The organism is Pedobacter sp. PACM 27299, assembly GCF_001412655.1.
GTDB lineage: Bacteria > Bacteroidota > Bacteroidia > Sphingobacteriales > Sphingobacteriaceae > Pedobacter.
In genome coordinates this window covers 1,332,032-1,344,821 of the sequence record NZ_CP012996.1, presented here as the reverse complement: position 1 = coordinate 1,344,821, position 12,790 = coordinate 1,332,032, and the positions used below count along the sequence as shown (strand labels likewise).

The 12,790-nt window shown below is 41.2% G+C and carries 12 protein-coding genes; 6 read left to right on the top strand and 6 right to left on the bottom strand.

From position 1 onward, the window contains the following. Positions 1-57 precede the first annotated feature (57 nt). The 4 genes from AQ505_RS05730 (at position 58) to AQ505_RS05715 (ending at position 2,633) form a co-directional block, all read left to right on the top strand. On the top strand, positions 58-786 hold the full coding sequence (locus AQ505_RS05730; RefSeq protein WP_062547297.1) for a CDP-alcohol phosphatidyltransferase family protein: 729 nt from the start codon (positions 58-60) through the stop codon (positions 784-786). Continuing rightward, a complete protein-coding gene (locus tag AQ505_RS05725; RefSeq protein WP_197286308.1) occupies positions 786-1,232 on the top strand; it encodes a GtrA family protein in 447 nt (148 codons plus the stop codon). The genes AQ505_RS05730 and AQ505_RS05725 overlap by 1 nt, the downstream gene beginning before the upstream one ends. A 104-nt stretch (positions 1,233-1,336) precedes the next feature. Continuing rightward, positions 1,337-2,206, top strand: a complete 870-nt coding sequence (locus AQ505_RS05720) for an AraC family transcriptional regulator (protein ID WP_062547296.1) — start codon at positions 1,337-1,339, stop codon at positions 2,204-2,206. A gap of 10 nt (positions 2,207-2,216) precedes the next feature. Further along, positions 2,217-2,633, top strand: a complete 417-nt coding sequence (locus AQ505_RS05715; RefSeq protein ID WP_062547295.1) for a DUF983 domain-containing protein — start codon at positions 2,217-2,219, stop codon at positions 2,631-2,633. 92 nt (positions 2,634-2,725) lie between these two features. On the opposite strand, the gene AQ505_RS05710 is transcribed toward AQ505_RS05715, so the two are convergent. Next, positions 2,726-3,526: an AraC family transcriptional regulator gene (locus tag AQ505_RS05710; protein WP_062547294.1), complete on the bottom strand. Its 801-nt coding sequence runs from the start codon at positions 3,524-3,526 to the stop codon at positions 2,726-2,728. A gap of 98 nt (positions 3,527-3,624) precedes the next feature. On the opposite strand from AQ505_RS05710, the gene wrbA reads away from it, so the two are divergent. Beyond that, complete coding sequence (gene wrbA, locus AQ505_RS05705; RefSeq protein WP_062547293.1) at positions 3,625-4,878, top strand: NAD(P)H:quinone oxidoreductase; 1,254 nt, start codon at positions 3,625-3,627, stop codon at positions 4,876-4,878. A 14-nt stretch (positions 4,879-4,892) separates the two neighbouring features. Here the strand turns inward: wrbA and AQ505_RS05700 are convergent, their stop codons facing one another. From AQ505_RS05700 to AQ505_RS05680, 5 genes are all read right to left on the bottom strand, one after another. Then, positions 4,893-5,339, bottom strand: coding sequence for a DinB family protein (locus AQ505_RS05700; RefSeq protein WP_062547292.1), 447 nt, complete (start codon positions 5,337-5,339; stop codon positions 4,893-4,895). Positions 5,340-5,420: 81 nt separating this feature from the next. Then, a complete protein-coding gene (locus AQ505_RS05695; RefSeq protein ID WP_062547291.1) occupies positions 5,421-6,353 on the bottom strand; it encodes a YeiH family protein in 933 nt (310 codons plus the stop codon). Positions 6,354-6,426: 73 nt separating this feature from the next. Further along, complete coding sequence (locus AQ505_RS05690; RefSeq protein ID WP_062547290.1) at positions 6,427-7,323, bottom strand: LysR family transcriptional regulator; 897 nt, start codon at positions 7,321-7,323, stop codon at positions 6,427-6,429. 129 nt (positions 7,324-7,452) lie between these two features. After that, positions 7,453-9,819, bottom strand: a complete 2,367-nt coding sequence (locus AQ505_RS05685) for a right-handed parallel beta-helix repeat-containing protein (protein ID WP_062547289.1) — start codon at positions 9,817-9,819, stop codon at positions 7,453-7,455. A 336-nt stretch (positions 9,820-10,155) separates the two neighbouring features. Beyond that, entirely contained in the window at positions 10,156-11,076 is a 921-nt protein-coding gene (locus AQ505_RS05680; RefSeq protein WP_062547288.1) for an AraC family transcriptional regulator, read from the bottom strand. Between the two features lie 204 nt (positions 11,077-11,280). On the opposite strand from AQ505_RS05680, the gene AQ505_RS05675 reads away from it, so the two are divergent. Further along, complete coding sequence (locus AQ505_RS05675) at positions 11,281-12,786, top strand: aldehyde dehydrogenase family protein (protein WP_062547287.1); 1,506 nt, start codon at positions 11,281-11,283, stop codon at positions 12,784-12,786. Positions 12,787-12,790: the final 4 nt, after the last annotated feature.

Genomic DNA, 12,790 nt, shown 5'->3' with positions numbered 1-12,790 from the left:
AGTTTCAATTCCATATTTTTGCAGCATATACTACAAGAGTATAATTACACAACCTGAATGGAAGAAAATAAATTGAGAGAAGAGGCGCATCAAGTAACTGGCGACAACAGCATTTTAAAAAGAATATTCCAGGATAGAAAAAGAACCAATATTTTAAGCGGTATAGAGCAAAGCACAATTTCCTGGCTGGTAAAACGTATCCCTAGTTTCATCAGTTCAGACATGCTGACATTTATCGGTACTACCGGTTCTGTAATTGTATTAGCAGGTTTTATCATGGGTAATTACATCAGCAGAGACTATTTATTATTAGGCCCCTTAGGTTTAGCGATCAATTGGTTTGGTGATTCCCTGGATGGAAGAATGGCTTATTATAGAAATACACCCCGTAAATGGTATGGTTTTTCATTAGACATCATTATGGACTGGGCGAGTACCGTTCTGATTGGCTTAGGCTACCTGGTTTATGCCCGAAATGAGTATGAACTAATTGCTTTTATATTTGTAGCCTTATATGGCTGGGCGATGATCATTTCTCAGCTTCGTTATAAAATTACTGACATTTACAGCATTGATGCAGGGATTGTAGGTCCTACTGAGATCAGAATTATTCTTGCCATTATCATTATTTTAGAAGTTATTTTTGGTCATTTAATTGAATATTTTGCTACTGGAATCTGTTTGGTACTATTCATTATCAATTTCCTGGACACAAGGAAACTATTGAAACTGGGCGACATCAGGGACAATGCAGAGCGTGAAGCAAAACAACAAAAGGCGCGTTAATGAGCATTAAGAAATCTGTATACGTTTTTGCAAAGGCACAGGTTTCCGCTTTCTCAGGTGGTATTATCGACTACCTGATCATGATCGCCTGTACAGAATTCCTGCACATTCATTATACCATTTCCATCGCTATTGGTGGCGTCATTGGCGCCATCGTTAATTTTTCCATCAACCGTTACTGGACCTTCAATGCGAATAAATCCCCACAGTTGCCGGTTGGCAGCCAGCTGGTCAAATTTGTATTTGTAGTTGCCGGAAGTATTCTCCTGAAATCTTCAGGAACTTATCTTTTCAGCAACCTATTGCGCCTGGATTATAAAATAACCAGGATCATGGTAGACATCCTCGTTTCCCTGGGTTTCAATTATACCCTGCAAAAATACTGGGTCTTTAAAAAAAGTACTACCGATTCAAAAACACCACAACCAGCCGACATAAAAGGCTAATGCGGGCATTATCTGCAAAACACATAAATCACAATCAGTAAAAAGTACCATTTTATGAAGAATTAGTACCGCTTAAAAATCCAGCTTAAGCAGTATCTTTGTATATGAAGAATGACATCCCTGTTTATGACATCAGTACTTTTGAAGAATACAAAAATGCGGGTATCCTAGTGAGCAGGTTTGGCCATTATTCTAAGCAGTACTTACACTTACATTCGGCGCATCGCCACTCCTTTTACCACATGGTCTGCTTCACAAAAGGAAGCGGCAGCCAGACGATAGATTTCAAAAATTACCCTGTATTACCAGGCATGATCTATTTTATGACTCCCGGACAGGTGCACAGCTGGGCTTTTGAATCGGAAGTGGAAGGATATATCATCAACTTCTCTGAAAATTACTTCAAGTCGTTTTTATACAATCCGCTATACTTGGAGAATTTCAGCTTCTTTGACGAGCATTCCGGTGATGCAGTATTGGTATTGCCAGAATTGACGATGGAAAAAGTGGTTTCCCTTTTTGAAGAAATCCTGCATGAAGGAAAAGAAGCCAGGCCCTTTGATGCCGATCTGGTAAGGCTTTTGATGCTGAATATTTTTATTCAGGTATCGAGAGGATTGAGTTTGAAACAGCAGCCGCAAACCAATTCTTACAACCAGACGCTGCTGAAGAGTTTTAAAAGATTAATTGAAACCAATTTTATAGAATTGAGGTTTCCTAAACAATATGCAGCGCTGTTATACATCACTCCAAATCATCTAAATGCGCTATGCAATGATCTTTTGGGCATCTCTGCAGGTCAGCTCATCCGGGATCGGGTGATTTTAGAAGCCAAGCGATTACTGATCAATATGGAGCTTTCCATTGCAGAAATATCAGATAAGCTCGCTTTTAGTGATCCCTCTTACTTCATAAAATTCTTTAAAAAACACGTGGGTTCAACCCCAGATAAATTTAGAAAACAAGATAAATAAAACACAAGATATGAGCAGTACGGACCAGTTAAATCACACACCACATGTTTCCCAATGGTATGGTATCACCCATTCTAAATGCCCGAGATGTCGTACAGGTAATGTTTTCACAGGCGCGACCTACGGTTTCAAAGTACAGAAAATGAATGAATTCTGCCCACACTGCGGTTTAAAATTTGAGCGCGAACCGGGCTATTTCTATGTAGCAATGTTTGTGAGTTATGCGATGAACGTAGCGCAAATGATCTCTATAAGTGTTGCAGCTTATGTTTTAGGCCTGCCTTTAACTTATGAGAACCTGTGGTACTATGTGGCCATCTTATTGGTGGGTGTATTCTTATTCTCCCCATTCAATTACAGGTATTCCAGAATGGTGCTTTTATACTGGTTATCGCCGGGATTACATTATGATCCTTCTAAAGTATAAGTTACCCTTTATTTCCACATGCTATTAATGCCCCCTTTATATAAAGGCTCACAGTAAACACTGATGAGCCTTTCATTTTTTAATGGCCTCTATTAAGGCACCATCATCTCATGCGGCCGAAGTCCTAACACCTGCTGAAAGGTATTGCTAAAAGTAGATACACTATCATATCCGACTTTCATCGATACTCCCTTCACCGTTTCTCCAGAGATAGAAAGTAATTCTACAGCCTTGATCATTTTATACAATTTGAGGTATCCGGCCACGGTGATGCCAATATCCTGTTTAAACAACCTTTCCATTGTTCTTGCAGAGAGGTTAAACTTTGCAGCGACATCAGGAATTTTGAGTTCATTGACCAGAACACCTCCATTATCTACACATTCCGCAAGGTAATCTACCATTTTAGTGATCCTGGGATCTCTGGGTACCGGAAGTACCAATGGCAAAGCGGCGTTGAAAGTAAGTGGTAAAATGCCAATCAGCGCCTTTATAAAATCTTGTTCCAGGGGTTCTTCTTCTTCCAGTCTCGACCATTGTTCTGTAAACAGGATCATCTCCCGCAGCACCTTAGAAGTATGAAAAATATTCAATTCCTTAAAAAAGGGGCTGTCGCTGGTTTTATTTAAAAAGATACAGCGCAGGTATACCTGATTCAAGGGGCTGGAAGTCCGGTGCGCCAATCCGGGAGGAATCCAGGCGCAATGCTGACTAGGCAATAAATAGGTTCTTTCTGCCGTATGTAGGTATTGAAGTCCCTTTTCTACAAAAATCAACTGCCCCATTTGATGGGCATGCCAGTCGTCAGAAAACTTCCAATCTGCTTCATGCCATACATAGGCTTCCTTTTTTACCGAATCAACGGTTAAATGACAAAATCTTGCTTTATTCATGTGTCGTAAAATGACATGTTATTGGCAAATATAGACATTTAAAGACAAGCAGCTTTAGCGACCTTTGTGTTCTTATTACATCTTTAAATCAATATTCAATGAATTTTATAAATTCAATACGTGTAAAAACAGGTTTGTTAGTCGGATTATGCCTGTTGAGCACCGTATCTCTAAAAGCCCAGCGTAAAATGAACACAAAACCTACAGCTCTAAAAGTTCTGATACTTTTCAATACAGAAAGTGGTGGAACCTATAAAATGGCCGAAGCGATGGCTGCCGGCATAGAAAAATTTCCAGGTGCAACTGCGGTATTGAAGCAGGTGCCAAGAATTAAACCTCTGGCCAATGAGAATAAACAAGCATTTGCTAACGTTCCTTATGCTGCAATTGATGAATTACCAGATTATGATGGGATTGCTTTTGGCTCTGCGGTTCATTTTGGAAATATGTCGGCAGATATGCGGTATTTTCTGGACCAGAGTGTAGGCATCTGGACTGCCCGTAAGCTGGAAGGTAAACCTGCAACCGTGTTTATGTCGGCAGGAAGCGGTGATGGACGCGAGGCTGCGATTTTATCATTCTGGAGTACGCTTGCCGTACACGGCATGGTGATCGTTCCTACCGGTATCATGGGAAATCAGGAAATTGACAAAACCATCCCACAGGGAAACACGGCATTTGGTGCGACTTCATTAGCGGGTGCAAATGCGGTGACCAGACCTTCAGCAGCTGAATTACACCTGGCAGCACTTCAAGGCTACGCCCTGGCGAAGGCCGCTAAAGGTTACCAGGCAACTAAAGAAAGTGCGCCAATGCCTTCCATAAGCACTGCAAATACAAACAATCCCCATTCCAATACTGGCAGCAGTACGATCACAGTAACAGCTACAATAAGTAAAATTGAAGCGCGATTGAAAGCATTGAATATCACTTTACCCGAAGCTCCTGCACCCGTTGGAAATTACAAGCCTTTCCGCATTTCCGGCAAACAGGTTTTCATTAACCAGATTGCTTTAAATGCAGGGAAAGTAGATCATCCAGGAATGGTGGGTACTGAGGTTACAGAAGAACAGGCTAAACTGGCGACACGACAAACGCTTTTAAACGTACTTGCGGTTTTAAAACAAGCGGCTGGCGGCAATTTAGACCAGGTGAAACAAGCGGTACAATTAACCGGATTTTTCTACACTGCAGCTGGCTATACCAAGCACGCCGTATTAATGAATGAAGCTTCAAATCTACTCGTAGAAATACTTGGAGAGAGCGGAATGCACACCAGGGCTACTGTTGGCGCTTCCTCTCTCCCAATGAATTCAGCTGTTGAAATCCAGGCTATTTTTGAGCTGGAATAAATACAGGAAACAATTTATTTGGTCAGCAATCTCCTGTGGTAATTGATCTGACCAGTATGGTAGGCCAAATGAGCTAATAAATGACACAACATAAAATCGTTCGTTTGGCCTTCATATACTTCTTTTACTTCAATTGGATAAGCCGCATCCAGGTCTTCAAGCTTTTCAATACTTGTCTTTACATCTGCTTTTAAAGCGTAAAGCTCTTTTAGTAATGCTTCGTAAGTAAACCTGACCGCTTTAAATTCAGCCTCGCGATCGCGTTCATAAGGAAAACCACCCATTGGCAGGCAAACGAAGGTTCTTAAATTCCCAATCAGGTGCTGTGTCAGGTGGCCGGCAGTATTGCTGATCCCCGGAGCTGTTAACCAAATTTCTTCTTGCTGGCCATAAGCTTCCATTTCCGTAATCAATCTTTGAAGATCTCTTTCGTAAATATGGATATAATCTTGTTTTGTCATAACGATGAGGTTGGTGTGTCTTCAAAAATCGTGAAAAGCAGAGGATCTATTCTCATTTTAATGAAATAAAATGGCGGAGTTTTAAATTAAAGTCATAATCGCCCAGAGGGAAGCGCCAGAAATCGCTGCCCATAAAATCAGTCCTTGCAAAAATGGCTTGATACCCACCACCCGCACTACTTTAAAGGACAACCCGGAGCCGATCAGAAACAGTGTCAGTATCAATCCGGCTTTAGCAATACTCACCACATAAGGTGATAATACGCTTACAAAAGGCAGGAAGGTGTTGGCCAGCATCGCCAGGATAAACAGGCCGATAAAATAAGGCAGCTGCACTTTACAGCGGTCGCTTTTAAAGAGAAAAGCCGTTCCAAATGCCAGTGGAACAATCCATAGCGCACGGGCTAATTTTACTGTTGTCGCAATTTTTAATGCTTCTTCCCCATATTTACTGGCCGCGCCCACTACTGAACTCGTATCATGAATGGCAATGGCGCACCACATTCCGAACTGGCTTTGCGTTAAATCAAGGGCATGTCCAATCATGGGAAAAAGGAATAAGGCTACAGAGTTCAGAATAAAGACGATTCCTAAAGAAACAGAGATATCTTTTTCTTCTGCTTTCATTACCGGCGACAATGCGGCAATCGCACTGCCACCACAAATCGCAGTTCCGGCAGAGATCAGGTAAGAAGTTTTACGTTCAATTTTGAAGATTTTGCCTAGGAAATAGCCAAGCATCAGCACCCCTGCAATGGAGGCGATGGTAAACAATACCCCTTCTTTTCCAGCTTTCATAGCGGCAAATACGTTCATTCCAAAACCGAGACCAACCACAGATACTTTCAATAAGAGATTGGTCGCTTTGTGGTTGAGTTCCTGAAACGGATGTTTCATCAGCTGCGCGATCACCAAACCTAATAATAAGGCCAATGGGGCAGACATAAATGGCAGCAGACAAAACAATGCCGCTGTGATAAAAATAACCTTCCGTTTTCGCTCGCTCAGTTCCATAATTTCTCTTCTTTTGTCTTACAAAATTGAGAAGAATGGGAAGACTGGTCAAATACAAAAACCTGATCCGATATTACTTTAAGTTATACATCAATTGAACATGACGCAAGAACACTTCAGATAATCCATCCAGTTTTCCTTGAAGATGAATGAAGTAGAAATAACGTTCAATACTCAATCCGCTGACATCAATCACAGTCAGACTACCATTCTGAAGTTCTTTACTAAGGGCATGAATAGAGATAAAGGCCAAACAAGAAGAGTTCATTAAATACGATTTCATGCTTTCAGTACTGCCCAACTGGATTTCGACTTTTAGATCGGACATTTTTAAGCCTATGGATTTTAGCGCATGGCTGAGCACTTCTCTCGTTCCAGATCCCTGTTCCCGAAGCACAAAAGCATAATCTTTGAGTGTTTCTGGACTCAGCTGGTCTTTCTTTGCCAATGGATGATCTTTTCCGCAGACCAGCACAATTTCATCCTTAATAAATTCCGTATAACTGATTTCCTGGTTTTTAGATTTGCCCTCTACGATCCCCAGATCAATTGCTCTGTCAATCAGGGCTTTTTCAATCTGTTCTGTATTCCCATTGATCAGGTTCAAACGAATGTCGGGAAATTTCTTTCTAAAACCGGCAAGCAGCGGAGCGGCTACATAATGCGCGATCGTGGTACTGGCACCCAGGTTTAAGAGCCCTTCTTTCTTGTCTACCAAGGCATTCATCTCAAAATCGATGATTCTATAAATCGCAAATAATTCTTCTGCATGCTGCAATAACAATTCACCAGCAGGTGTCAGCTCAATCCGATTTCCTTTGCGGATAAATAACTTATTATTATACTGATGCTCCAATTCATGGATATGTTTTGTCACAGCCGGCTGGGTAATAAATAAGCTTTCAGCGGCTTTAGTAAAGCTAAGACGTTTGGCTACGGTATAGAATACTTCTAGACGAAAATCTGACATAGGATCCAGTTATTGGCTTGGTTAAACATTCAAACTTAAAGAAACCCATTCATTATCCTCAAAACAGTATCATAATGTTACCATTTTTTTAATGAGCAGCATCAGCAGCTGCTCATTATTCATCAGACACTATTTGATCAGGACCTCCATTTTCTTTAAACTCTGATTTCTAAAAATCGAGATGGGTACTTTTTGTCCAGCTTTAAAACCTCCCTGTACCTTAGCCAGCTCATTCCAGTTACTAATTTGCTGATTACTGCACATCAGCAGCACATCATTTTCCTGCAGTAAGCCATGCAAAATACTTTTCTCTGGGACTTCCAGGATTAACACACCTGTTTCAGTAGCCATGCCTGTGGCAGAACGTTCTCCCAGTGTATTTAGATTTTTCACCTTTGCGCCAAGGAAGTGATAATATACTACCTCATCAGACTTCCCATCGGAAACGATTACCGGGAGCTTTACCGGACGAACCAATGCCTTTAAGCTGGCGCTAGTTACCCCAAACTGGTCTGTTGAAAAATTCTTAAAGCCTACTTTCAAGGCAGGAGAACTGGCTTTTACACGATAATCTCCTTTTTCAGGATGGATAAACTGAGGATCTCCGAATATCGAATGCACATCTGTGCCTGCTTTTTGAGCTTGCAGCAGCGCATCCTGATCAGGAAAAAGATTGTAGTCCACTTCTTTACCCCAATCTTCCACCCGGATCGGATAATAAGGACGCATCACTACGTTGTGTTTAAAAACATCTCCGCTATTTTTAAACCAGACATGAGGGTGAAATGAGTTGTTGAGGATCACATTGTTTTCTACGGTTCTGAAAAAACCTTCTCTAAGTTTTAGTCCGCCATTCAGACAAACATTGTTATAAATATGGTAGTTACCAGAACCATCGTCCAGGTCAATATCCCAGCCATGGTCACAGCGGAACCGATTGTCATGAATGACGATCGGTTTGATCACATCAGCCTTAATCAGTTCGGGGTTATTTTTAGCAATTTCGGCCATCGAAGCATAATCCGGGTGCCAGAAACGATCTCTGCCCCAGGAATTAAAAGCGCCATGATCTCCTGATTCCAATACGGTATCGTACACATCATTATAGGCAATCAAGTGTCCGCCCCAGGTGCCTTCGCTGATGTTTATTCCCGCTCTGGGCACATCATAAATGGTATTGTGGCTTACTTTTATGTCCATCGACATAGAAATTTCTACACCGGCAACCTGTTTTTCTACGCTGCCTAGTCCTTGCATTAAAGTATTTTCAACACTGCAATTCGCCGGATAATTATTCGTTTTAGGTCCTTTCTCCAGGTCCATATCCTTTAAAGGAACGAACTGTCCATATTCAAAACTTGGAGAACGCACTGCAGCTGGATCACCCACAAAACAAACCCCACTGGCACCTGCATTAAGAATATGACAGCCTGTGACCACATTATTTCTGTTATAATTGCTCATAAAAACAGCATTTCCACCAACTGAATTGAAAAAGCAATTGCTGATGACACAGTTTTCTGCACCTTCCATCACTACGGCTCCGCCACGATAAATCGTCCAGTCGCTGCGTAGTAAGGGTTCTTTGGTTTCCATGAAAGTCCTTAGCGTATGGCTAAGCTCCATTCCTTCCAGCCGAATATTTCGTACCGGCTGTGCTGCAGTTCCACGGAACTCAAAAAGTGATTTCAACTGCGCAACCTCCAGTAGTGTTTTACTTAAATCAACTCCTTTTTCTGGATACAGATACAGTGTTTTATCTTTTTTATCAAAATACCATTCCCCGGCGGTATCCAGTTCTTCGAAAATATTTTCTACAAAACGGTATTTATCATGCATTCCTAATTGCCGGTTATTCTGAAAGCCGCCATTCAGTGCTAATTTACCTTGTTCATCTTTTCCGATGATCTCGTATTGGTATCCTCCCCATTCATGTTTATGAAGGGCATGTACAAATCCTCCCTCCGGATGTTTCCAACTTTTCACCCTTTCCGGGCTAATGGCATCAGCAGAAGCCCCGCCGAAAAAACGGATTGCCGGATTGTAATTTGGATACCTCGCCATGCGCTGCTGTTTTCCGTTAACGAATAACTGATCAAAAGCGATTTCATCAGCAACCTTTGCTTTTTTAATTCCAGCGGAAAATGATTCCCAGGTCAATTGCAGTGGCTTTCCAGCACTTACTTTCACCTGTTCTCCAGGAAATGCTTTATATACTACTGCTGTTTTTACAGACCTGTCATCTTCCCTGGTGAAAATTATTGGAGCAGTCAGGTAATAGGTTCCGCCGCGAACATAAACGGTCAGCGCTTCATTGATTTTTCGTGCCATCAGCTGTGCTTTTTTAAAGCTGGCCAAGGGCTTTTCTTTTGTCCCTGGATTATTGTCATTTCCTTTTACAGAAATGTAGAGCTCTTTTGCAAAAGTTGGGCTGCTAGCTAATGTAAACAGCAGACAACAGCCCAAAAAGAGCTTTGCAGGCATTAATTGTTTCATTTTATATTTGGTTTATTTGGTGTTTCAGCTGTGGGTCAAACGCTAAGTTAATGATACAAAATATAAAATATAAACAGTAAAAAATACTGGTCTTGTAAACAATTGGTTGGATACCTGCTCCCCTTTTACCAGGGATTGTAACAAAAAAAAGCTGAAGGAGGACCTTCAGCTTTTCATAAAATGGATATGAGGAACGTTTCTATTTACAGCGGGATTTAGTTAAAACTAACTAATAATGTATAAATTCACTCCGTTCAATTCATTCATTATATTCCTAAAAACTAGAAAACACAATCAAACATTTATAAAAACACATTCCATCCTTTTTTAAAATGACTAGAAACCGGCATTTACTTGAAGCTGGTAATGACCAGGTGTCATTCCTACCAATTTTTTAAATGCACGTATAAAGTAATTTGCATCACTGAATCCAAGCTCATAACTAACGGCAGCTACCTTGGCTTTTGGATTACTCAACAGTTGTTTTGCTTTTGCAATTTTCTCAGAGAGAATAAATTCATTCGGACTTAATCCCAGTTCTCGCTTAAATAAGCGATAAAACGTGGCCTTACTCATACATGCCTTATCCGACAAGCTATTGATATTTATTTTTTCATTCAGATTAGTTTTGATATAATGGAGTACATAAGCCAATGGATTGCGGTTCTGCTCCGATAAATCTGCCCCCAAACTCTTCAGATGCTGTTTTTGCATGATGCGTACTAGTAATTCTTTTAAGGTCAGATCAGCTAGAATATCTGTAGCTCCAGAGCGTTCTGAGCAAATTCTGACTACTTTATTAATTAAGCCTGCAATATCTTCGCTATTCTGAAAATGACATTCCTCAAAATTCAATTGCCACAAACTAGCAGCAGCTTCTTTAGGGAAAAATTCATTGAGATAGGTGATTGTTTTTCTGATTTGATCCGGATCAATCGCCAGTGCAATACATTGTGTTGGGTTGTCACTCGTTGCTTCAGGGAAATCGATATTCATGCACAATGATGGCGGTACAATCACCGTTTGCCCAGGATAATAATCAAATTCAGATTTCCCGGACAAGTGCATCACCTTCTTTCCTCTTAACATACTGGTGATCACCAAATCATTAAATACAAGCGGTACACGATAAGATTCTGTATAGGTCTCAAAGACATTTAACTCACAGTTTTGCAAGGTATATGCGGTTCTATTTTCTACGAGTGTCTTTAAACTTTCTGCTCTGCTGAGTCCGAATGGATTTAATTTGTGCTGCATATCAAAAATATAATTTGGTTTAACCTATTCAATTCTTAATTCAAACATATTGCCTCGCAAATAGTTAGTACAATGAGACAATAGTGCTATACTATGAAACAATTCTCCTACCACTGCCCGGGCTATTGCCCTAGGTTTGTAATAGCGGGTTCTTCCCGTTCAAATTCAATGTACTTTAAAAATCATTAAAAAGACGACATATTCATGGAAAATCTGGTAAAAAGACCGTCATTTAAATCGCATTACGACAATTTCATTGGCGGCAAATTTGTAGCTCCTGTAAAGGGCGTTTATTTCGACAACATCTCTCCGATAGATGGAAAAGTATTTACGAAAGCCGCGAGGTCGAGTAAAGAAGATGTAGAACTGGCATTAGATGCAGCACATGAGGCATTCAAAACCTGGAGCAAAAGTTCGGCAGTATACAGAAGCAATATATTGTTAAAGGTTGCACAGAAAATAGAAGACAATTTAGAATACCTGGCTACCATAGAAACCATAGACAATGGAAAAGCGATCCGGGAAACACTGGCTGCAGATTTACCCCTGGTAGTAGACCATTTCAGGTATTTTGCTGGAGTGATCAGAGCTGATGAGGGTTCGATAGCAGAGCATGATGAGCATACGGTGAGCATTGCCCTGCATGAGCCGATCGGCGTAGTTGCCCAGATCATCCCCTGGAACTTCCCCTTATTAATGGCGACCTGGAAAATCGCACCAGCACTGGCTGCAGGTTGCTGCACGGTAGTGAAGCCTGCTGAACAAACCCCGGTTTCGATCATCATCCTGATGGAATTGATCGGCGACATCCTGCCTCCAGGTGTACTAAACATTGTAAACGGATACGGAATTGAAGTGGGTAAACCTTTAGCTACTTCTTCAAGAATCTCGAAAGTCGCCTTTACCGGCAGTACCACTTCTGGCCGTTTAATCATGCAGTATGCAGCAGAAAACATCATTCCTTCCACGATGGAACTGGGTGGAAAATCTCCGAATATTTTCTTTGAATCTGTAGCAGATAAAGACGATGCCTTTTTCGATAAAGCGGTGGAAGGTGCCGTGATGTTTGCCTTAAACCAGGGAGAGATCTGTACCTGCCCTTCGCGTCTCCTGATTCAGGAAAGCATTTACGACAAATTTATCGCCCGCGTGATCGAGCGTACTAAAGCGATAAAAATCAGCCATCCATTAGACAAAACAAGTATGATGGGCGCGCAGACTTCGAATGAGCAGTATCAAAAGATACTTTCTTACCTCAACATTGGTAAAGAAGAAGGTGCAGAACTTCTGATTGGGGGTACGGCCAACAAGCTGGAAGGAGAATTAGGGACTGGTTATTACATCGAGCCTACGATATTAAAAGGACACAACAAAATGCGCATTTTCCAGGAAGAGATTTTTGGTCCTGTACTTTGTGTGACTACCTTTAAAACGGTAGAAGAAGCGATAGAAATTGCAAACGATACCTTATATGGATTGGGTGCAGGCGTATGGACCCGTGATGCACATGAACTATATCAGGTGCCGCGCGCGATTCAGGCAGGAAGAATCTGGGTAAACCAGTACCATGCCTACCCTGCACATGCCCCATTCGGAGGTTATAAAAAATCAGGTTTCGGAAGAGAAAACCATAAAATGATGCTGGATCATTACCGCAGCACCAAAAATATGCTGATCTCTTACGATAAAAATAAATTAGGATTCTTTTAATGGT

Coding starts and splice junctions, on each gene's coding strand:
- AQ505_RS05675 (WP_062547287.1), top strand. CDS start 11,281: ATGGAAAATCTGGTAAAAAGACCGTCATTTAAATCGCATTACGACAAT.
- AQ505_RS05700 (WP_062547292.1), bottom strand. CDS start 5,339: ATGACAAAACAAGATTATATCCATATTTACGAAAGAGATCTTCAAAGA.
- AQ505_RS05695 (WP_062547291.1), bottom strand. CDS start 6,353: ATGGAACTGAGCGAGCGAAAACGGAAGGTTATTTTTATCACAGCGGCA.
- wrbA (WP_062547293.1), top strand. CDS start 3,625: ATGAATTTTATAAATTCAATACGTGTAAAAACAGGTTTGTTAGTCGGA.
- AQ505_RS05715 (WP_062547295.1), top strand. CDS start 2,217: ATGAGCAGTACGGACCAGTTAAATCACACACCACATGTTTCCCAATGG.
- AQ505_RS05720 (WP_062547296.1), top strand. CDS start 1,337: ATGAAGAATGACATCCCTGTTTATGACATCAGTACTTTTGAAGAATAC.
- AQ505_RS05690 (WP_062547290.1), bottom strand. CDS start 7,323: ATGTCAGATTTTCGTCTAGAAGTATTCTATACCGTAGCCAAACGTCTT.
- AQ505_RS05710 (WP_062547294.1), bottom strand. CDS start 3,526: ATGAATAAAGCAAGATTTTGTCATTTAACCGTTGATTCGGTAAAAAAG.
- AQ505_RS05685 (WP_062547289.1), bottom strand. CDS start 9,819: ATGAAACAATTAATGCCTGCAAAGCTCTTTTTGGGCTGTTGTCTGCTG.
- AQ505_RS05725 (WP_197286308.1), top strand. CDS start 786: ATGAGCATTAAGAAATCTGTATACGTTTTTGCAAAGGCACAGGTTTCC.
- AQ505_RS05680 (WP_062547288.1), bottom strand. CDS start 11,076: ATGCAGCACAAATTAAATCCATTCGGACTCAGCAGAGCAGAAAGTTTA.
- AQ505_RS05730 (WP_062547297.1), top strand. CDS start 58: ATGGAAGAAAATAAATTGAGAGAAGAGGCGCATCAAGTAACTGGCGAC.